Genomic DNA, 22,153 nt, shown 5'->3' with positions numbered 1-22,153 from the left:
ATGAAAAAATTTTTGACTTCGCTAGTATTGGGCTTAGCTGTATGTGCGACTAATCCAACATTTGCCAATCAATCCGACACATCGCCCGTTTTTACCGAAACCCAATCCGACAAAGTTAATTTTTCGCCTATTTTTGTGGGCGTTTCTGATGCCATGAGTTTGGTGAATCATGCCAAAATTGATAAAGCAAAAGCCGAGCTTGACGGACTTTACCAAAATTTTCAAAACTTAAGCATTGACGACAAACATCAAGACTTAAAAAATACGGTTGTACTTGCGTTTAAAAATGCACTAAACCACCCAAACAAAACCAATCTAAGCGAACTATCAACCGCTTTATACGCCCTTGAAAAAGCCCAAAACCCTGTAGACTACACGCAGGCGAATGTGCGATTTGCTAAAAAAATCCGTCCTGCCACTACCATATTGGCAAAGGCGATTGATGATTTTAAAACAGATAGCGATGTGGAAAAATTGCGACAAGCCTATGATACATTCAACCGAGTGTGGGTTGCTAATGAGCGAGTGGTCAGAAATACACAAAAGTCGCATTATGGGGCGATTGAGACCGCTATGGCATTGCTGAGAGTGGCGATAGAAACGCAACATATCACCGCTATGGATAGCCAATTTAGCACATTGCAGGCAACCATTGAAAGCTATATTAACAATCAACCAATAGACGAGCCCAAACTGGCTGATGGTGTCAATTTGGCATACGGCATTGGGTTATTAGAACAAGGGCTAGCAGATTTTGAAAATGGCAAACTGGCAGATGGGCAAAATAGGCTCTCTGAATTTATCGCCAGTTGGGTGGTGTTTGAAGGCGATGTTGCTACTCGCAATCCTGCTTTGTATGCCCAAATTGAAAGCCAAATCCCAATGATTATGGCAAAAGGCGATAAGCCAAGTCAAGAAAAATTATCTAATATTATCAATGATTTAAAAGCAATTAACCCAACGGCTCACTATACGGCTATTGACAGTATGTTGATTTTGCTTCGTGAGGGTTTAGAGGCATTATTGATAGTCATGGCTTTAATCACCGCCCTAAATGCCAGTGGTCAAAAGCGTGGCAAAAAATGGGTGTATGGCGGTGTTGGTTTGGGATTATTGGGCAGTATCGCAGGGGCGGTCGCACTTTACCAACTATTTCCACAGGTGGCAAGTGGGGCAAACCGTGAGACTTTGGAGGGTGTGATTGGCATTGTGGCGGTTGTGATGATGATGGGCGTGGGGGCATGGCTACATTCAAAATCAAACATCAAAGCGTGGAATCGCTATATCCAAAATGAGCTTGGGCGTGCCATGACAACAGGTAGCTTTATCTCATTGTTTTTATTGGCTTTTTTATCGGTATTCCGAGAAGGGGCAGAGACGATTTTATTTTATGTGGGGATTTTGCCAAAGATTATGATGAGTGATTTTTTGCTCGGCATTGCGATGGCATTGGTGATTTTGGCGGTGGTTGCTGTGATATTATTCAAAACGTCTGTCAAATTACCCATTCCGCTTTTGTTTAAAATTTTGACAGCAACGATTTATTTTTTAGGCTTTAAGATTTTAGGCGTGAGTATTTCGGCGTTGCAATTAACCAATCATTTACCACGCACCACGATAGACTTGCCAAGTGTGGCATGGGCAGGCTTTTATCCAAGTATGCAAGGGCTACTGGCACAGGCTTTGTATATAGCGGTGATTATTTGCCTGGGGGTTGGTTTATTAGGAGTTGGTCGGGGTAGGCATTAAAGAAATTGATACAATCAAGAAAGATGATAGGTATTATTAACTGTAAATCCTTATAAAAATTAGGTATATTACTGGTATTAGGTTTGTATTAAAAATAGCGAGGCAATATGCAATACCCAGCTAAAAGTTTTTCTATCGTGCCCATGTTGGCAATATTTTTGGCACTGACTGCGTGCAATGACAAAGCAAATGCACCAGCAGAGCCTGACAAGTCTGTTGCAGTCCAAAAGATACCAGATGAAAATAAACAATTGGCCCAAGAACCGACAATACCAGAAGTAAAAACAAAAGAAATTGGTGATGCTACCAAAAAGAGCGTTGGTGCTGACAATGAACCAGTCAAAGCACTATCCATTGAAGAGGGTAAAAAACGCTATGAGCAGACTTGTAAAGTCTGCCATGGTCAAGGATTATTAGATGCACCCAAATTGACCAATAAGGCCGAATGGGCAAAACGCCTAGAAAAAGGCATTGATACCTTGCATCAGCACTCTGCCAAGGGTTTTAATAAAATGCCAGCCCAAGCTGTTGGTGCGGTGTCAGAAGCTGAAGTTTATGCTGCGGTAGATTATATGCTTGAACAAGCCAAATAGCCGATATTAAAAAGACATACAAAATAAGTGCGATTTTTTGATGGCGCAAGACAAAGCAACTATTTGATTTTATGGTGGGTGGCGTATGCTAAACCTGCACTTTATCTGCAGTTTTGTAAGTCTAAATAATACACCAATTTTGTTTGTTAAGTTTGTGATGGTGCTTAAAAAAAAGCCAAGTGTACGACTTGGCTTTTTTTGGTGGCTTGGTTTACATATTTGGATAGTTGGGACCACCACCACCTTCTGGCGTTGTCCAAGTGATGTTTTGGCTTGGGTCTTTGATGTCGCAGGTTTTGCAGTGTACGCAGTTTTGGCTATTGATGACAAATCTTACCCCCTTTGGTGTGGTATCATCTGCCACCACTTCATAGACGCCAGCAGGACAGTAGCGTTGAGCTGGCTCGGCATATAGCGGTAGGTTTTGACTGATAGGCACGCTTGGGTCGGTCAATTTGAGATGGCATGGCTGGTCTTCGGCGTGATTGGTATTAGAAATAAATACAGAAGACAGCTTATCAAAAGTCAGCTTACCATCTGGTTTTGGATAGTCAGGTTGAAAAGCGTGATCGGATTTATCCAATGTTTTGTAATCTGGCGTATTGTCATTGATGGTTAAAGGCAGTTTGCCTTTAAATAAGTTTTGTTCAACAAAAGTAAAAGCACCGCCCATCAATGTTCCCATGCGATGAATGGCTGGGGCAAAATTACGAGCGTTGTGTGCATCTTCAAACAGCCATGAATTTTCAAAATTTGTCTGATATTCACTGACCTCATCATGCAAGCGACCTGCCTTGATGGCGGTAAAAATACTTTCGGCAGCAATCATGCCTGATTTCATTGAAGTGTGTGTGCCTTTTAGTTTTGCTGGGTTTAAAAAACCTGCATCATCACCAATCAACACACCACCTGCAAAAGTTAATTTTGGTAGGCTGTTAAGACCACCTTTAACTAAGGCTCTTGCACCATAAGATAGGCGTTTACCACCTTCTAAAATTGGACGAATGGTGGGGTGTAATTTTAGGCGTTGCAGTTCATCAAATGGTGAAAAGTATGGATTGGTGTAAGATAAGTCGCAAATCAAACCAAAACTTACCTGATTATCTTCGGCAAAATACAAGAACCAACCACCTGTTGCACCTGTTTCGGACAGTGGCCAGCCTGTACCGTGCATGATGACACCTTGTTCGTGTTTGTCGGCATCAATCTCCCACAACTCTTTTAAGCCAATCCCATAATGCTGTGGGTCTTTGCCTTTATCAAGATGGAATCGGCTGATTAAGCGTTTGCCCAAATGTCCACGACAGCCTTCAGCAAAGATGGTGTATTTAGCAAGTAAATCATAGCCAGGCTCAAATGATGATTTGGCGTTGCCTTGGGCATCTACACCCATATCACCTGTACGAATTCCTTTGACTGAGCCGTCGTCATTATAAAGAATTTCACTGGCGGTAAAACTTGGAAATAGCATGATTTCCATCTCTTCGGCACGAGCAGCAAGCCAACGCACGACATTACCAAGTGAGACGATGTAATTACCATCATTGTGTAGTGGCTTAGGTATGGCCCAACTTGGGGCTTGTATGGCTTTTTTATCATCTGGCATCAGATAAACACGATCTTCTTTTGCCTGTACTGTGATGGGTGCGTCCATGTTTTTCCAGTTGGGCAATAACTCATCAAGCGCACGAGTTTCCATGATTGCCCCAGATAAGATGTGTGCACCAAATTCTGAGCCTTTTTCTACCACGCAGACCATGAAATCGTCCATGCCAGCATCATTGGCAAGCTGTTTTAGGCGAATTGCTGCCGACAGACCAGAGGGTCCGCCACCGACAATCACGACATCAAATTCCATCGATTCTCTTTGTATATTTTGCATAAGTTGTCCTATTGGCTGTTGGCTTGATTTTGGTAACGAAAAGACTTTAAAAAAGATAAAAAATCACGCTCATCTGGCTGATAGAAATGAATGCTATCAAAAGCAATGCTTGTCAATCAAATTTTGTTATATTTTACCAATCTTAATGAATTAAACAAGTCAATAATTATCATAAATTGTGATTTGGCAGTACAACCCACCCAGTTTTGGTGTGAAAATTAGACAATCATTGCTTTTTTGGGAACAATTAAGCTACAATTATCAGCAAAATTGGGCAATGATGTTGTATGAATACTCATTATTGATGACCAAAAAAAGAGCGACGAATAGAGATGGGCTAATGATAACAAATGGCGATAATCCATACAAAAATAATCAAAAAATTACTAATAAAAACAATGATTTGAGTGAATTTATTTCTGCCATTGCTCCAAAGGGCGATCAACGAAAAATTCCGCCACTTGACAAGTGGCAACCCACAAGAATCCATGATTTTGACATTTTTATCAAGGATAATGGCGATTGGTATCACGAAGGCTCAAAAATGACCAGGCAGTCACTTGTTGATTTGTTTGCCAGCGTTTTATGGGGTCAGGTTGAAAATGGTCAGCGGGCGTATTTTTTAAAAACTCCAAGCGATTTATATCGCATACAGGTTGAGGATGTGCCATTATTCATCAATAAAGTGGATAAAATCCAGCAAGAGGGTGTGGATTGGATTGTTTTTGGTACGACCAATGGGGATCAGATTGTCCTTGATGACAAGCCTTTGTATTTTAAAGACTTTGTCAAAGAAGGGCGGGTGGAACATCGATTGTATCTTGACACCAGATTTAAACTGACTGCACGCATTGGTGCTAATGTGCTATATCATTTGATAGAGATGGGTGAGCTGTCGGAAATAGATGGTAAAGCGGTGCTTAACCTAACAAGTGGTGGCAAAATACACAGTGTGCAGGCGGAGATGAGTGATGATTAACCAACACTCAGATTTTATTGATGATCCAGACACTGCACCGATTGGTGTGTTTGATTCTGGCGTGGGTGGTTTGTCGGTGTATCGGCATTTAAAGACGATTTTGCCCAATGAGCGTTTTATTTACTATGCCGATACTGCTAATGTGCCATATGGCAACAAACTCGGTGATGAGATTTTGTCTTTGACATTGCAGGTGGTGGCAAGACTGTGCGAGCAGGGCTGTAAGATGATTATCATTGCTTGCAACAGTGCGTCCGCCCATGCGTTGCCTGCAATCAGACAACGATGCCATGTGCCGATTATAGGGCTTGTCCCTGCGGTGAAGCCTGCTTGCACCATGACAAAGACCAAAAAAATTGCCGTACTTGCCACCCAAGCTACTTTGCAAGGCTACTTGTTAAATGAGGTCATTAAGGACATTGCCATGCCTGCTGGTGTTGATGTGTATAAACACTTTGAGCCACGACTTGTCCCTTGGGTGGAAAATGGCATGCCTATTGATTCACAAGTTGCTAAGTTGCTGATTGGGCAGGTAAAAATCTGGGCAAGTGAAGGGGTGGATGTGATTGTGCTTGGCTGTACGCATTATCCATTTTTTAAGGATTTTATACAAGCGTATATTGATAAAGAGTGTTTGCCAATTGCTTTGGTGGATTCTGGCGTGGCGATTGCCAAAAGAGCCAAATCCTTACTTGTGGCACTTCAAATTGAGGTAAGCACACCCAAAAATATCCCTTTGACTTTTTATGCCAGTCGCTTTGATGATAGACTTGCAGCGACAGTGGCAGGGTTGATTGATGAGCCTGTGGATTTTGTTGGTCATGACTTTTTGCCGATGGATAAAAATCAATGAGAGTCAAGTACCGCCCAACAAATCATCAAATCATTTGCCAAGACATGGTCGGCCAACCCAATCAAGATGACCAATCAAAATGATATTGATGTCAAATACACTGTCTTTTTGGATTGAGGGTATTGTAATTTATGACAAAATTTGGTCTAATGATGAGATGTTTTATTTGCCAAATAAGGAAAAAGTCATGTCAGATGCCCAACCAAGCCAAGAAATAGCCCAAGAAATTGTTAAATTTGATAAATTAGAAGAAAGTATGCGTGATGCTGAGAAATCTCGTACGCTAGAAGAACAGGTTGCTTATTTAAAGTCGCAGGGCATTGACCCATCAAAAACCTATGCCAAATGGGATGATGATAAAGAAGATGAGTGATTGTTCTTAAATACTTAGATACTTAAATATGTAGATAAATGCAAACATGGGCTATGCGCATCTTGCAAATTTAAACATCAATTTAAACATTAAAGTTGCATAAATACAAACAAAAACCCAATCGCTTGACTGGGTTTTTGTTTTTTTTAACTGATGAGTTTTTAACTGCTGAATAATCATTGGCTTGGCACAAGTGATATTGTGCCATCAGCGTTTACCACACGGCGGTAAGTTTTTGGAACGATGCTTTTGATGGGTGTAGCAACCTGATGCGTACTTGGTATTTTGCTTACTGGTACTTGATATGGCATGGTGTCAGGCGTTGTTGGGTTGGTGGGTAAGATGTTTATTTGACTTGTGATTAAGCGGTGAAATTTTTTGCCTGCCCGACCATCTGGTAAAACGCCAACTTTGCTTTGATAGCTCATGATAGCACGGCGAGTATTATCACCGATGATGCCGTCAATGTTGCCAATGTCGTATCCTGCCATCATTAGTGCTTGTTGAATCTCTTTGGCTTCACGGCGGCTGATGCCTGGGTCATCGGTTGGCCAAGGGGTTGCAAAATTGGTATTGGTGCTGTTGGTTTCAATCAAAGTGGCCAAATGTGCAATCGCCAGTGCATAGCTTTCTGACGCATTATAGCTATAAAAAGTATCAAAATTTTTACCCACTAAAAATGCAGGACCGTTGATGCCTGCTGGTAGCAATAGGCCTGCTGATGCCATATTGTTTGGCAAAGGGCGACCATCTGGTAAAGTGATGCCTTGATTTTGCCAATAATCCATGCTTTTTTTGGCGGTGCGTCCGCTTGCACCCAGATAACCATTAAGTTTGACTTCATAACCCCAAGGTTCTCCAGCTCGATAGCCACGCTTGGACAAAAAATTGGCGGTACTGGCCAATGCGTCAGCGTTGCTATTTACCAAATCTTTGCGACCATCGCCATCAAAATCTATTGCCAATTCTAAAAAGGTGCTGGGCATGAATTGTGTCTGACCAAATGCCCCCGCCCATGAGCCTGTCATATCCTGTGGTTGAATGTCGCCATTTTGGACAATTCTAAGAGCGTTGGCGAATTCTTTACGAAAATAATTTTGACGGCGATCAAAGCATGAGAGTGTCGCAAGACTGCTAAATAAATTTTTACCACCTAATGTTGTGCCAAAATTGCTCTCTACACCCCATACGCCAAGCACATGTTCAGGTTGTACGCCATAGCGAGCGTAGATTTGGCTCAGGACTTGGGATTGTTCAGCTTTGGCTTGCAATCCAGCGATGACTCGCTCGGCATCAACCAAAGATGCGTGATAATCCCAAATATCTTTTTTAAATTCTGGCTGATGGTTTAAGGAGCGAATGACTGTTGGGTCGGGTTCACTGGGGCGATAGGCTTCAAAAGTTGCGTCAGAAATACCACGAAAAGCAGACGAGTTTTTTAGGTTGTCTAGGCACTGCTGAAAATGCGTGTTTGACAGATTGGGCAAATCGTTTGCCAAGGCGTGTGTGGATATGCCAAAAATGGTTAGAGTGATGATGAATTTGGCGGATTGTTTCATGCAAAAAACCTGCTTCATAGATGGTGAATGTGGGTAAAAAACCCATGTTAATTTAAAGGTGTCATTTCTTTGATGTTAGGCTTGTTGTTGAGGCTTTTGAATATTGATGACTTTTTTGCTGTGTTTTTCAAGATACCAAGTCAGACAAATTGCAGCAACAGATAATGAGACAACAAGTGCTGTCCAAAAGCCATAAATTCCCATGTCATAATGAAATGCCAGCAGATAGCCTGGAGCGAGTCCACAGCCCCAAAAAGACACCAAGTGAATCATCATTGGTATGTTGGTTACCTTGTAACCACGCAGAGAACTGCTTGCTACACATTGAACTGCATCTGCCAATTGAAAAGCAGCGGCAAACAATAAGACTGTCGCAGCAATGCTGATGACCGCCAAATCGTCAGTATACATCTGAGCAAGTGGATAACGCAAGCCAATAAGAAGTGTTGCTGTTGCAAATGACATGAAAATCCCACTCAAAACTGCCACTCCAGAAGCATAACGAGCACGATGTGGTCTGCCTTGCCCCAGATAAAATCCTGTACGCACTGTGCTTGCAATGCCGAGGCTTTGTGGCAACAAGAAGATGAGCGAGGTTAGGCTGATGGCGATCTGTTGGGCAGCAACATAGTCTTCGGTTGTGCCAGACGAATCACCTTTGAGCCGTGCCACAAAAAACATGATACAGGTAAACAAACTGACCTCAACTAGAAATGATAGGCCAATTGGTAGACCTAGCCGTGTAATTTCGATGAGTGTTTTTAGATTGGGTGGGCTGAATTTATCCATCAAACCAAAAGGCTTGAAATAACGGTCTTTGGCGATGTAGATGGCAAGAATGAGGGTATTTAGCCAAAAAACAATGGCGGTTGCAAGTCCACAGCCTGCACCGCCCAAGGCGGGCATACCAAATTTACCGTACACAAACACCCAATTTAGTGGAATGTTTATGACAAAACAAATCCAGCTGACAATCATAATCGCTCTTGGTCGATTAAGGCTTGACGCATAGGCGTGTAGTCCACGATGAATCATGGCGGCAGGCATGGCAAGACCAACAAACCATAGGTAGTTTTCAGTGATGCTTAAAGTCTGTGTGCTTAGATCAAAAAATGCCTTAAATGGCGTGATGGCCACCCACATGATGAGCATTCCTAAAATGCCTGTAATAAGTCCATACCACAGGCCTTGGCGACCCATTTCACCAATTTGGTTGGTTTGTTTTGCCCCGTACTGTTGGGAAATCATTGGATTGAGTGCTACCATCACGCCGAGCAAGGAGACATACACAGTGCCAAACAAACTGCTGCCCAGAGCCACTGCTGCCAAGTCGCCTTTACCAGCACCGCCTGCCATAATCGTATCAACAAAACTGGTTCCCATTTGTGCAACTTGTGCAAGAAGCATTGGTAAGGCAAGAGAAATTAAGGCATTTAGCTCTTTTTTATAAGTAGAAAAAGGGTATTTGGCGATGTCTAGCATGGAAGTTTCACAAAAAAAGATTAAAAGCCTAATCGGCTAAGCACCAAAATTAAGTGCTTAATAGAAAAATATTAAATCTGCTGCTGACCTGACGACATAAAATTTTGCACAGCTTGTCTGCCTTATTTTACCACAAAATTTGAGCCGACTTGTAACAAAGCACAATCTTAATCTTAAGGTTATACTTTGATGTTGCCAAAGGGGGTTGATGAAAACTATTTTGGCGGTACTATTTTTTTAATGATTAATCAAAAACACTGGGTCTGACGATCTTTAAAATCTCTACTGTTGATGGGTTGTGCTATAATGGCCGTTTTAGGATTGGGCGTTTGAATTTTGGGCCTTGCGATGTTTGTAGAGGGGGTATTATCATGATTTTAAATTTTACAGCCTATCTTTTTGTCCCTGCCATTCGCTTAGATAGGGTGCAAAAGGCATTTGATGGCGGTGCTGATATTGTCATCATTGACCTTGAAGATGCGGTGGCATCAGCACAAAAAGTCCTTGCACGCCAAGACTTGGCAGATTTTGATAAAATTACCAAGCGTCCTTACTGGCTACGCATCAATGCAGCACACACAACCGATTATGCTCACGACATATCACTCATTAAAAACTTATGCCATATACAAGGTGTGCTGTTACCAAAGGTTGAATCTGCATTGTCCATCACCGCTTTGCATCAAGCGATTGGTTTGCCTATCATTGCTGTTGTTGAAACTGCCAAGGGCGTACTTAATATTGGTGAAATTGCCACCGCAAAAGGGCTTTATGCCATGACCTATGGCTGTTTGGATTTAACAAAGTCGCTCGGCATGATGCTTGGTACGCCATCGGCAAAAGTGGTACTCGACAAGATTCGCATGGATTTGTTGTTGCATTCAGCAATCAATGGCTTAAATCCGCCGATTGAGACGATTTTTGCGGATTTTCATGATGGTGATGGCGTGGCAAATTTTGCTAAATACGCCCAAAATTTTGGCTTTGGTGGACAGCTACTGATACACCCAAAGCAAATCAGCCCTGTTAAAAATGCCACCAAACCCAATGAAGATACACTTAACCTAGCCAGACAAGTACTAAAAACACACCAACAAACTGGACAGGCCGTTTTTTCTGTACAAGGAAAAATGGTGGATTTGCCCATGATTGAATGGGCAAAAAAGTTACTCGGAGACTGACACTGATCAGTGTGTCAAATGCATTTTTAGGCTTTGGTATGTTACTTATTGGCAAAAATGATGGCACAACATTCAATGATTATAAATGGTCTAGTATGGGCATACAACCAAACAATTTGTGTTGAAAAACAATTTGTGTTGAAAATTTTTAAGCATGATCTGTTGTGATGGCGATGGCGTGCTTGATGTCGGTTAATTTTTGACTGACCATAAATAGTCTGTCTATGCCAAGGGCGATGCCACTGCACGCAGGCAGATTGTCGCAGGCGTGGATCAGATTAAGGTCAATTGGCATGATGGGTCTGCCAAGCTTGCTACGCTCGGCATTGTCTGCATGAAATCTGGCCAACAGCTCTTTGCCGTCAGCAAGCTCGTCATAAGCGTTGGCAATCTCAAGACCATCAATATACAGTTCAAATCGTTTGGCAACCAAATGTCCATCAGCGTCATGCACAGTCTTAGCAAGAGCAGCGGTTGCAGGCGGATAATCTGTGAGCAGTGTGGGCAAGTCTTTGCCCAAGTTTGGCTCAATCAGGTGGCTAAAAAGTAAGTCTAGCCAGCCTTGCCTGTCGTCGCCCATATCAAGCATGATGTCATGTGATGATGCACATTGTTGCAGTTCATCAATACTGCTTGTAAAGGGGTGAATGCCAAGTGATGCAAAGCTCTCTTTGTATGTCAGTCTTTTAAATTGAATTTTCTTGTCAAAAATAATGCCAATCAGCTCGCCCAATTCATCAGCAAGGGCATCAAGGTCAAAATTTGGACGATACCATTCAAGCATGGTGAATTCTATATTATGTCGAGAGCCACGCTCATTATCACGAAATACTTGGCACAGTTGATAAATTGGTACTTGCCATGTGGCAAGCAGTCGCTTCATGGCAAATTCTGGCGAAGTGTGCAAATAGCCTGTAACTGCTTTGCCCGCTTGATGAAAATTGGCAGAAACCGAATCAATAAAGGTGTCAGTATTGCCAGCATTGGATAAAATGGGTGTATTAACTTCTAAGATGCTCTTGTTGGTAAAAAATTGGCGAATTTGTGCAAGCATTTTAGCCCGTTGTTGGGCAAGTTGTAGGCTTTGTTGTGGTTGATAATTCATGATGATATCAAATGATGATTGTAAAATATTGTTGGTGTTGTTTGGTTTTTGTTTTTAGTTGTCATTACTGTTTAAATCATCAAAAACCCACTCACGGCGTAAAGTGTAGTTTTTGCGTAGATTGTCAAAATCAATGGCATGAACACCTTGAGGCCCTACTGTACGCAAATTTATGTCATCTTGGCAAATGTCATAAAACTGTTTGAGTGACTGGGTCGGACGATTGTGAATGCTGTATTTAAAATTTGCCCAAGTATGAGGATTTGGTGGTAGCAATGGTTTTAGATGTTGTAAAATTGGTAAATTAAAATGATGGCAAAAAGCTTGATAAATCATGTCTGTACCACGCAACTTGCCTTCAAGCGTATAGCCTGCGATGTGCGGAGTAGCAATGACAAGCTGATCAAGTAATACTTTATCAATGTTTGGTTCGTCTGGAAAGACATCTAGTACGACTTGCAGATTTTTTTGGGTGATGGCAGTCAGCAAGTCTTCTTGATGAATGATTTCGCCACGAGCTGAGTTGATGAGCATGGCATTATTCTGTAATTTTGATAAATAAGCTTTGCTGAATAATTGATGGGTTGGGTGATCACCACCTTTGGTGAGTGGTGTGTGAATAGAAACAATGTCGCTGTTTTGCAATAAATCATCAAGCTGGCTATTGTTTAAATCAGATTTTGCCAAAAATGGGTCGTATCCCAAAATATGCCAGCCTAAGTCTTTGGCGTATTTGGCAAGTGTGCTACCAATATTGCCAAGACCGATTATGCCTAATGATGCAGGTTTGTTTTGGTATTCTGGGCGTAAACTGAGTATGGCGGTAATGACATACTGAGCCACAGAGTGCCTACTACACCCTTTGGCATTGGCAAAGGCAATGCCGTGCTGATTGAGGTGGTCTTGGTTAACATGGTCTGTACCGATGGTGGCAGAACCGATGAAACGAATGTTGATAAAATCGCTGATGGTATCTGCTGTGATGGGGGTTACTGAGCGAATGAATAAAGCGTGTGGGCGATACCAATCGATGGCTTGTTGATTGATGTCTCGGCCTTTGAGCTTGATGATTCTTGTGTTGTGAAATGCCATGTAATCATCAAGATTGGCAATATTTTCATCAGCGATGATTGTCAGCATGGTTTATTCATCCAGATTGTTTGATATATCTTTATTCATCATAGATTTTGGCGTGGCATCGCCTGAAATTGCGTTGGCATCATTTGGAACTGGATCATCATCTTTTTTGGCAAAAATTTCATTTTTGTGCTGACTGATCCATTCACGCCATACCGCAAGGCCAATCGCTAGCACCACAGGACCAATGAACAGCCCAACAAAGCCGAATGCGGTTAAGCCACCCAATACGCCAATAAAAATAATGATGAAAGGGATTTTGGTTGCACCACTGATGACGATGGGGCGAATCAGATTGTCCACCCAGCTAATCACCAAAATTCCCCATAATGATAAACCAATGCCTTCTGTGGTATGACCCTGAGACAACAGCCATAATGCGACACCTCCCCAAGCAAAGGGTGTGCCAAAGGGAATGAGTGCGGCAACAAAAGTTAATAAGGTTAATAAAATTGGGTTGGGTGTGCCCGCCATAATATAACCAAAACCTGCAAGCAACGCTTGAGCCAAAGCTGTTAGCCCAATGCCGTAAATGACCGCTTGTGTTGTTGCACCAACTGAGTTGATATAATCATCAATACGGTCGCCGACTATGTTGCGTAAGGCTTGGCGAATTTGACGCATGAGGCTTTTGCCATCACGATAAAAAAAGAATAGGGTCATGAGTGCCATGCCAAGTTTTGCCAGATTCTTAAAAGCAACATCAAAGGCAATTTTCCCATAGTACAAATGCGACTGTACCCAAGCACGCACTGCCATCATTGATGCTTCGGGGTCTTTATTAATTTCCCAAAGTAAATTTTTTATTTGCTGACCGACGATGGGTAGATTTTTAATATTATCTGGCAAATCCACATAGCCTGCTTGTAGGCGATGAATTGCCATACCATAAAAGGCAACAACTTCTTGTTGTAGAAAAAATACACCAACCACCAGCGGTATGCCGATCATCAATGAGATACTTACTGTCATGATGAGTGCACTTAAAGTTGGGCCAAGTAGTACTTTTTGATGAAAAAACCGATATAAAGGAAAGGTGATGTACGCCAATATCGCCCCCCAGATTGCAGGGGAAATAAAAAATTTTACCACCTGAAAACATAAAATCATCAAGATGGTAAGCAAGGTTAGGGCGAGCAGTCGCTGTAAGACGACTTCTTTTGACCAAGTTTCTAGCATAGGATTGGGCTGGTGTTGGTGGTGTGATGTTGGGTATGACTGTCTGATATTTATTATGCCAAATTTTTGAGCAAATCGCTTGGTTTTTTTGCAGTTTTTTGTGTTTTTTATATCAAGGTTGTGTTGCTGGGGTGATTTGAATGGCAAATGAGGTTTTTAGATTTGACAAGTCGATTAAGCCCATTGGCAAAGGCGATTTTATCTTTGTCGCTATATGGTTTTTGTCCGCCCATGTTGGCGGGCTCTAGTACGCCTGTGCCTCGCAGAGTTTCCATAAAGTCTCGTGCATTGAGCTTGGGTTTGATATTGCTTAAAGTAAATTCCTCTCCACGACTGGTCAAAACTTTTGCTCCCTTTTGCAGTGCATCATTGGCAAGAGGAATATCACTTGTGATGACCAAATCACCCATCAAAGTATGTTCTACAATATGGTCATCTGCCACATCAAAGCCCTGTGGTACTACAACCATCTGCAAGTGGGGCGATGGCGGCAACTTGATGAACTGATTGGCGACAAATATCGCCTGCACCTTGGTACGGTTGGCAGTTTTGATGATCAGCTCTTTGGCGATGACTGGCAATGCGTCTGCATCAATAAGAATTTTCATGAATTTTGACGGCTTTAATTGATTGATTTATGAACCGTTTAACCGTCCAGTCCAACCTTATTGGGTAGTATTTTAATTACTTTATCTACCGTCTCATCTAATGCGTCATCGCCTGTCATGATGGTAATGTGTCCGATTTTGCGTCCGTTCCGCTCATCTTTGTGGTAGTGGTGAAAATGCACGCCATGCATGGTAAGCAAATCGTTAGGGTTTGGAAATTGCCCAATAATATTGAGCATCACAGATGGCTGTATGATGTCTGTACTGCCCAGCGGCAAACCTGCGACCGCACGCATATGGTTTTCAAATTGGCTACATATCGCCCCCTCAATGCTCCAATGCCCAGAATTATGCACGCGTGGGGCAATTTCGTTGGCGATGAGTCCGCTGTCGGTTACAAATAACTCTAATGTCATTACGCCGACATAGTCTAGATGTTCTAATAATTTTTTGATGCTATTTTGAGCCTGTTTGGTCAGGCTCTCACTGTTTGGTGCTGGAGCGACGGTCTTGGCTAAGATGCCTTGATGGTGGGTATTTTCTACAAGCGGATAGTAGCGAATGTCGCCATCTTTGCCACGCACAGCGATGATGGACACTTCTCGTGTAAAATCAATGAATCCTTCGGCGATGAGTGGTGCGATTTGGGTCGCATCACCAAGTTCTGCCCAAGCTGCTGTAATATCACTGGCGGTTTTAATGACGAATTGACCTTTGCCATCATAGCCGCCACGAGTGGTTTTTAGTACCAATGGTAGTCCTAATTTTTTGCAGGCATCATTTAGCTCATCTAAACTATTGACCGCAACAAATGGCACGGTAGTGATATCAAGCTGATTGAACAACTCTTTTTCTTTTAGGCGATCTTGGGCAATAAATAGTGCCTTTGATGGTGGAAAAAGTGTATGTTTTTGTTCAATCTTTTTAGCAGAACTTAATGGTGTATTTTCAAATTCTAGCGTGAATGTGTCGCACGCATTGTCAAATTCATCAAATTCTACATTGGTAAATACTTGGCCTGTTAAAGTGGCAGGGCAGTTTGGAATATCTTCTAAAAAGACGGTTGTGATGCCAAGCGGGCGAGCGGCATTGCCAAGCATTAGGCCTAATTGTCCACCGCCAAAGATTCCGATGGTACGAATGGGAGCAGGTGTAGTCATGATTGTTTCTTTTATTGCTTCTTTTAAATTAATTAAAAATAATTGGCTGATGCGGTTTAAAAATACCAAGCAAAATCATCTTATTTAATTATTCTTATTTGGGATAATTTTTTAAGATAATTTTGTCCATTTAGTTGGTATCGGCAACACCAGGAATTGGGCTGGCTAAAATCTTTTGGGTCTGGTTGGTGCGAAACTTGGTAACTTTTTGTCCCAATGCGTCATCATAGATGGCAAGCATCTGTATTGCCAAAAGCCCTGCATTATAAGCCCCTGCTGTACCAATCGCCAATGTACCAACCGCTACACCTTTGGGCATTTGAACGATAGATAATAGGCTATCCCAGCCACTTAGCATAGATGACTTAACAGGCACACCAAGGACTGGCAAATCGGTTTGAGAAGCACACATACCTGGCAAGTGAGCCGCACCACCTGCACCAGCGATGATGATGGCAAGCCCACGAGATTTTGCCGATTTGGCATAGTCAAATAAACGGTCTGGTGTGCGATGTGCTGACACGACTTCGCATTCAAACGGTACGCCAAAATCTACCAAAATTTGTGCAGCGTGTTGCATGGTTTCCCAGTCAGACTGACTGCCCATAATGATGCCAACTTTGGCTGTGCCCTGTGGCGATGAAATGGGAGGTGGCAAGGTGTTTGACATGATTTTATCCTTAAAATATAGACATTATAGCAAATTTTATTAAATAATTTTAGTGTTTTTGATGGTTTATTCTTGATGGTGTTAGCCAGCAAAGGTAAATGATCATCACTATTTTGTGCTGGCTACTGACACTAATAAACGATTGTATTCGTTTGTTTGTATGATTTAATACTGCATGATTCAATACTGTTGCTACTAAAATCTTGGACTGAGTAGTGCCTTGATAAAATACATTATTAATGAAGGCTCGATGACGATGGTTGCCACCACACCAAAGGCTGCTCCAAACAAATGTGCTAAATGATTGGTATTGCCTGCACTTCGACGCTCAGCATAGATACTGTATGCCGTATAAAGTGCTGCAAAAATGATGGCAGGAATTGGCAAGATGCCAAAGAAATATAAAGTTTGCCAAGGAGAAAATAAAATAAATGCAAATAGCACCGCCGAGACCCCACCTGATGCACCAAGGCTAAAATAGCGTGGATTGTTTTGGTGTTTCAAATAGGTTGGTATGATGGCAACAATGATGGCAAGCACATAAAACAACACAAACCCAAGCGAGCCAAATTTATTGATATAAAAATGCTCAATGACCCGCCCAAAAAAATACAATGTAAACATATTAAAAAGCAGATGCATACCATCAGCATGGATAAAGCCGTGCGTGATAAAGCGGTCGTATTGTTTGAATTTATTGACAGAAATTGGGTCAAAAATCAACCGCCCCATGAGGGTGCGATTTTGCCAAGCGAGCAGACTGATGATGACAGTAATGATGATGATGGCGGTAGTATGATTCATAAATATCTAAAAAAATGGCTGTAAAATTGACTTATCAACCTTAACTTAAAACCGTAATTTGCTTTGCTAAGTGCAATGGCTGAATGTAAATGGCAAATCCAAAAAGTACAAGAAAAGCTAAGTTGAGTGTGTTAAGTGGCGGTAAGTATAGCAGGTAAAATGGATTTGGCAAATGGCAAGTTTATGAAGTTATTGGTAATGTTTTGTTGAAGTATTGTAGCAAAGACTTTCATATTTGAATAAAATCAGTCAAAATAGCGACATAAAACAAAATTTAAAAATTTAAATGTTTTTCAATTTTATAAAATTATTTAAATGATGTTATGTTTAAATAAACTCTTTAAATAAATATTTTCTTAATTTGGCTGTTTATGTTAGTAGTGGCTAAAAGCAAATATTTATGTTTAGTTTAGGCATTCTGGCGTTTTATTGAGCGTTGGAATTAAGTGAATTTGTAAAATTTATTTAGATTTTTTTTAAGGTTTGGTTTTTATTTTTAATTGACAACAAAAGGAGTTCCTTATGAGCTTAATCAACAAACTGTCCGAACTGGTAACCCCTCATGTACTGGCTGCGACCACCACTCACGAAGGTGATCATGCTGTTAAATCAAAGTTACTTTCGGCATTTTATGCCATTTTTGCTTCTCGCCTAACTGACGCTGCTGCATTTGGTCGTGTATCAGCATTAAATACACTTGATTTAGATGATGGCTACAAAGTACTTAGTGCTGTGTTTGATGACGGTGCTACCATCAATCAAGCCGCAAAACTTAATGATCAGCTTGCCAAAGAGTTTAATTTATCTGCTGCGACTGCCAGCACACTGACCGCTGTCGCGGCTCCACTGGCACTGGCTGAGCTAAAAGAGCTTTCTGGCACCATCTCATTGCCGATATTTTTACAGCAAAACCTATCGTCATTTAGTTCGTTTGTACCTTCTTGGGCTTATGTATTATTGCCAGCAGGTTTATTTGGTACTACCGCTACTGGTACGCAATCTATCAAAGCTGAACCTGTTGCTGTAAGTACGCTTCATAAAGAAGAGAAAAAAGAAGGCGGTTTTTTAAAGAGCTTATTGCCTATCATTGGGCTGATTATTTTGGCAGGTTTGGCGTGGTTATTACTTCGTAGCTGTCAGGATAAGCCAGCACCAGTAGCTGCACCAACTGAGCCAGCAATTGAAACACCAGCTGATATGGCGGTTGCCGATGCAACGCCTGCAACTTTGAATATTGCTGTTGATGAGACTGGCGAAGCGATATATTCATGTCGTGGTCAGGCAGGTGCTGAGGGCGTACTTGGCTCTATTCGTACTGTCATTGCTGGTGTGTTTGGTACTGATAAATGCTCTTTGCAAACAGTATCTGGCTATGCTGATACCATGCCAGTGGCAGAATATTTGCCTGACTTATTAGGTTTGATGAAAGGCGTGCCAAGTTCAAGTGTGAGCATTGTTGATAAGGTGATTCGTTTTAATGCTGCCAATGAAGCTGACATTCAAAAGCTGATTGATGCTGCTAAACGCATAGTGCCTGCCGACTTCACCGTAGAGGCTGAGCCAAAACTTGATGTGGCAGCAGCCGTTGAAAGCAGTATTCACTCAGCCAAACAGGCAATTGATAATTTGGGCAATCAGGTAACGATTGATGGCTTGGTCAATGCTTTGAATATGCAAATCATTAACTTTGCGGTGGATTCAAGCGAAATTCCTAATGAAAATAAAGAAATTTTGGATTTGGCTGCTCAAAAGATGGAAGCTTTACCAAAGGCCACTCTAAAAATCATCGGTCATACGGACAACCAAGCGTCTCATGAATACAATAAGACCTTGTCTGAAGAGCGTGCTGCCGCTGTTCGTGATTATCTGGTGTCTAAAGGCATTTCTGCTGAGCGTTTGAGTGTTGAGGGTGCAAGCTATGACCATCCAGTGGCATCTAATGCCACCGAGCAAGGTCGTTTCCAAAACCGCCGCATTGAGTTCACCATCTTAAAAGAGGGCGAGCAAATTGCTGCCATCGGTAACGCACCGACCAGCAAAGCGACTAAAGCTGCAGCAGAACAAAACCAAGCAGCTACAACCACAGATAAAAAATAATTGAATAGCTGATGGTAAACTGACTTTAATCATGATTCATTAAACCGTCATTTAATGACCTTGATTTAAGCAATTAAGACCAGATGATGTTAAACTATCATCTGGTTTTTTTATTGATGATCATAATGACAAAAGTGATTTTATTTAACAAGCCTTATGGCGTGCATAGTCAATTTCGTAAAGATAATGACAATATGCTGACTTTGGCAGATTTTTTTACCGACAAGACCTTGCGTGTGGCTGGCAGGCTGGATAAAGATAGTGAGGGCTTGCTTATCTTGACTGATGATGGTGCTTTAAACCATGCCATCACGACACCGCCCAACAAAGGTAATGCTAAGAAATTTGGCAAAACTTATCTGGTGCAGGTTGAAAATATGCCAAGTGAAAGTCAAATCCGTACTATTGAGAGGGGTGTGGTGCTAAAAGATGGTAAAACTTTGCCCTGTCGTGTCAAACTGCTTGATGCGTTGCCCATCACCGTATGGGAACGCAATCCACCCATTCGTGAGCGTAAATCGATTCCAACAGCATGGCTTTCTATCACAATTTTTGAAGGCAAAAACCGTCAGATACGCCGTATGGTGGCTCATGTTGGCTTGCCATGCCTAAGGTTGATTCGCCATCAGGTGGGGGAATGGTGCTTGGGGGATATGAACGAGCAAATCGGTATGGGAGAGCATCTGGTGGTTGAGCTGGGTGAGCAAGATTTGCGAAAACTTGGTGTGATTAAAACGCATGCCCAAAAAGATGGATTGGGCAATGACACCAAAAAGCCATTACCCAAATCCAAGAAAATCCATCAATAGCAACAAGCATGCTCTATTTGGCATAAAAAAATAAAACTCGCCGCCTTCTTTTTCTCCTCCAAAAAACTGGTTGAAAGTTTGGTTTTTTTGGGGTGAGTTTTAAGACCGATAAGATGATTTATTAATCAAGACATTTTTCAATGATTAAGCTTGATCTTCTAGCCATGCATCGTTACCACCACTAAGACTGATTTGTCTATGATTATTTGAGTTGTTTTTAACTTCAAAAGTCATCAATTCATCACGGCGAAATGCGTGAACGGTGATGCTTTTTTGGTGGTGGTTTTGGTATTTGCTGGTTGTTTCTAATACTTTTTGATCGGCTTTTAGCCAGTCGATGGCGATGATGACATCATTGACCGACAGTCCTGCATGGCTGGCACCGCCATCTCGAAGTAAATGTTTGATTTTTAGACCGCTTGCTGTATCTTCGGTGGTCATGCCCCAGACTCTTAGGTTATCTTTGGCGTCAATATTAACACCAAATTCACTCAAAGCCTCTTCAATCGGTAGAGGTGTGCGTCCGATGACATAATTATTAAAAAAATGTTGCCAAACTTTTGCAGGAATGAAAGTTTGTATCACCTCGCCCAGATTATCATGCGTCATGCCAAATCGCCCATCTTTGCAGGATAATGCCTTTTGATAAAAAGCTCTAATGACATCAAACAGGCGGTACTTACCATCAGAATGTTTAAGTAGGGTCAAATCAAGAAGTAGGGCGACAAGTGCACCCTTGTTATAATAGCTTACGCCTTGGTTGGTATAATTTTCATCGGCACGATACAGTTTGATCCACGCATCAAAGCTAGATTCGGCAACACTTTGTGAATCACGCCCTGCGGTTTGATAATAACGATTGATTTGTGTGCTAAGCAATTTGAGATATGTAGATTTGTCAATCACGCCAGCATGTAGTAGCATAAAGTCATCAACATAACTGGTGAATCCTTCAAATACCCAAAGTAGTGGTGTGGGTGCTTCAACTTGTAGGGTTGAGGTCATCATCACATCAGGGCGTACACTTTTGACCCACCAAGCATGAAAATATTCATGACTACATAGCCCCAAATAGCTTTGATAGTCATCGCTTGGTATCTTGCTTTCAAAAGCGGTTGGCAGGTTGGTTCGTGGGCTGACAAGTGCGGTAGAATTGATGTGTTCAAGTCCGCCATAGTCGTTGCCTGTTACCATTGTCATGAAGGTATAATCATCAAAAGGTGTCGTACCCCATTTATCAACATGAGTTTGGCAAATTTTTTGCACATCGGTTTTTAGGCGTGTCAGATCGCCATGGTGTTTGCCAGCGATGAAAAAACGATGCGGTATGACTTTGCCATTGCCATCAACGACCTCAAAGTCAAATACATTTTGAGTTGAAATTTCAAAAGGATAATCATAACTTTCAAAACAAGCGACTGGTTCAAGCTGATATAGTATGGCAGTATTTGTTTTTTGTACTTTATGCTTTAAGCCGCAGGCGAGCAAGGCATTTGGATTTTTTTGGAAAAATTCATGAGGAACGCTGAGTGTGATGTTTGCAGTGCTTTGTTCTTGACCAGTGGTAATGAGTAGCAATGAGCTAAAATTGCCAAACAGTCGTGTATTATCCACAAAAGCGGTACGCACAGATAAATCATGGCAATACACCTCATATTGTACGACAACCTTCTCTGTGGCTTTGATGTGCGTAAGCTGATAAGTGTTTTTGGATAACTTGATTGCATCGGTAAGTTTGCCATCATGTTCGTACTGCACCAGCGTGATATTCTTGCTGAACTCACGAATCAGATAGCTGCCAGCAACCCAAGTTGGTAACCATAAGGTTGGTGCATCTTGGTCGGCGGTAAACTCAATCAGTACATTCACCAAATGTGCGTTAAAACGATGAAAATCAACCACATAATTCATGATTTTTTCCTACTTTTATAAA

General features: G+C 41.7%; 19 protein-coding genes. 8 read left to right on the top strand and 11 right to left on the bottom strand.

What is annotated here, in order from left to right:
• Together U9670_RS02005 and U9670_RS02000 are read left to right on the top strand one after the other, a co-directional pair.
• On the top strand, positions 1-1,749 hold the full coding sequence (locus U9670_RS02005) for an FTR1 family iron permease (protein ID WP_323841685.1): 1,749 nt from the start codon (positions 1-3) through the stop codon (positions 1,747-1,749).
• A 107-nt stretch (positions 1,750-1,856) separates the two neighbouring features.
• Positions 1,857-2,342, top strand: a complete 486-nt coding sequence (locus tag U9670_RS02000; RefSeq protein ID WP_323841686.1) for a c-type cytochrome — start codon at positions 1,857-1,859, stop codon at positions 2,340-2,342.
• Between the two features lie 211 nt (positions 2,343-2,553).
• Here the strand turns inward: U9670_RS02000 and U9670_RS01995 are convergent, their stop codons facing one another.
• A complete protein-coding gene (locus tag U9670_RS01995; protein ID WP_323841687.1) occupies positions 2,554-4,224 on the bottom strand; it encodes an electron transfer flavoprotein-ubiquinone oxidoreductase in 1,671 nt (556 codons plus the stop codon).
• Positions 4,225-4,564: 340 nt separating this feature from the next.
• Here U9670_RS01995 and U9670_RS01990 point away from each other — a divergent pair, with 340 nt between their 5' ends.
• From U9670_RS01990 to U9670_RS01980, 3 genes are all read left to right on the top strand, one after another.
• The gene (locus tag U9670_RS01990) at positions 4,565-5,203 is read left to right on the top strand and encodes a DUF1285 domain-containing protein (RefSeq protein WP_323841688.1); all 639 of its coding nucleotides are present in this window, start codon (positions 4,565-4,567) and stop codon (positions 5,201-5,203) included.
• Positions 5,196-6,056, top strand: coding sequence for a glutamate racemase (murI, locus tag U9670_RS01985; RefSeq protein ID WP_323841689.1), 861 nt, complete (start codon positions 5,196-5,198; stop codon positions 6,054-6,056). Before U9670_RS01990 ends, murI begins: the two co-directional genes overlap by 8 nt.
• 187 nt (positions 6,057-6,243) lie before the next feature.
• On the top strand, positions 6,244-6,429 hold the full coding sequence (locus tag U9670_RS01980; protein ID WP_323841690.1) for a hypothetical protein: 186 nt from the start codon (positions 6,244-6,246) through the stop codon (positions 6,427-6,429).
• 176 nt (positions 6,430-6,605) lie between these two features.
• Here the strand turns inward: U9670_RS01980 and U9670_RS01975 are convergent, their stop codons facing one another.
• Both U9670_RS01975 and U9670_RS01970 read right to left on the bottom strand, forming a co-directional pair.
• Positions 6,606-7,988: a lytic murein transglycosylase gene (locus U9670_RS01975; RefSeq protein ID WP_323841691.1), complete on the bottom strand. Its 1,383-nt coding sequence runs from the start codon at positions 7,986-7,988 to the stop codon at positions 6,606-6,608.
• A 75-nt stretch (positions 7,989-8,063) separates the two neighbouring features.
• Positions 8,064-9,470 (bottom strand): MATE family efflux transporter, encoded by a 1,407-nt coding sequence (locus tag U9670_RS01970; RefSeq protein WP_323841692.1) that lies wholly within the window; start codon positions 9,468-9,470, stop codon positions 8,064-8,066.
• Between the two features lie 371 nt (positions 9,471-9,841).
• Here U9670_RS01970 and U9670_RS01965 point away from each other — a divergent pair, with 371 nt between their 5' ends.
• Positions 9,842-10,651 (top strand): HpcH/HpaI aldolase/citrate lyase family protein, encoded by an 810-nt coding sequence (locus U9670_RS01965; protein WP_323841693.1) that lies wholly within the window; start codon positions 9,842-9,844, stop codon positions 10,649-10,651.
• Between the two features lie 148 nt (positions 10,652-10,799).
• On the opposite strand, the gene epmA is transcribed toward U9670_RS01965, so the two are convergent.
• The 7 genes from epmA to U9670_RS01930 form a co-directional block, all read right to left on the bottom strand.
• Complete coding sequence (gene epmA, locus U9670_RS01960; RefSeq protein ID WP_323841694.1) at positions 10,800-11,756, bottom strand: EF-P lysine aminoacylase EpmA; 957 nt, start codon at positions 11,754-11,756, stop codon at positions 10,800-10,802.
• Positions 11,757-11,810: 54 nt separating this feature from the next.
• Positions 11,811-12,896 (bottom strand): 4-phosphoerythronate dehydrogenase, encoded by a 1,086-nt coding sequence (locus tag U9670_RS01955; RefSeq protein ID WP_323841695.1) that lies wholly within the window; start codon positions 12,894-12,896, stop codon positions 11,811-11,813.
• Between the two features lie 3 nt (positions 12,897-12,899).
• Positions 12,900-14,072: an AI-2E family transporter gene (locus U9670_RS01950; RefSeq protein ID WP_323841696.1), complete on the bottom strand. Its 1,173-nt coding sequence runs from the start codon at positions 14,070-14,072 to the stop codon at positions 12,900-12,902.
• A 107-nt stretch (positions 14,073-14,179) separates the two neighbouring features.
• On the bottom strand, positions 14,180-14,680 hold the full coding sequence (locus U9670_RS01945) for a YaiI/YqxD family protein (protein ID WP_323841697.1): 501 nt from the start codon (positions 14,678-14,680) through the stop codon (positions 14,180-14,182).
• 38 nt (positions 14,681-14,718) lie between these two features.
• Positions 14,719-15,840, bottom strand: a complete 1,122-nt coding sequence (locus tag U9670_RS01940) for a 5-(carboxyamino)imidazole ribonucleotide synthase (protein ID WP_323841698.1) — start codon at positions 15,838-15,840, stop codon at positions 14,719-14,721.
• Between the two features lie 130 nt (positions 15,841-15,970).
• Positions 15,971-16,510 carry a 5-(carboxyamino)imidazole ribonucleotide mutase gene (gene purE / locus U9670_RS01935; RefSeq protein WP_323841699.1) on the bottom strand — a complete coding sequence of 180 codons (540 nt, stop codon included), beginning with the start codon at positions 16,508-16,510 and terminating at the stop codon, positions 15,971-15,973.
• A gap of 195 nt (positions 16,511-16,705) precedes the next feature.
• Complete coding sequence (locus tag U9670_RS01930; protein WP_323841700.1) at positions 16,706-17,314, bottom strand: rhomboid family intramembrane serine protease; 609 nt, start codon at positions 17,312-17,314, stop codon at positions 16,706-16,708.
• A gap of 522 nt (positions 17,315-17,836) precedes the next feature.
• Between U9670_RS01930 and U9670_RS01925 the strand changes: the two genes are divergently transcribed.
• Together U9670_RS01925 and U9670_RS01920 are read left to right on the top strand one after the other, a co-directional pair.
• A complete protein-coding gene (locus U9670_RS01925; RefSeq protein ID WP_323841701.1) occupies positions 17,837-19,411 on the top strand; it encodes an OmpA family protein in 1,575 nt (524 codons plus the stop codon).
• Positions 19,412-19,536: 125 nt separating this feature from the next.
• Complete coding sequence (locus U9670_RS01920) at positions 19,537-20,220, top strand: pseudouridine synthase (RefSeq protein ID WP_323841702.1); 684 nt, start codon at positions 19,537-19,539, stop codon at positions 20,218-20,220.
• Between the two features lie 144 nt (positions 20,221-20,364).
• Here U9670_RS01920 and U9670_RS01915 read toward each other — a convergent pair whose 3' ends face one another.
• Positions 20,365-22,131, bottom strand: coding sequence for a M61 family metallopeptidase (locus U9670_RS01915; protein WP_323841703.1), 1,767 nt, complete (start codon positions 22,129-22,131; stop codon positions 20,365-20,367).
• Positions 22,132-22,153 lie beyond the last annotated feature (22 nt).

It is taken from the genome of Moraxella tarda (assembly GCF_035181405.1).
Classification (GTDB): domain Bacteria; phylum Pseudomonadota; class Gammaproteobacteria; order Pseudomonadales; family Moraxellaceae; genus Moraxella.
This window is presented reverse-complemented; position numbering and strand designations above follow the sequence as displayed.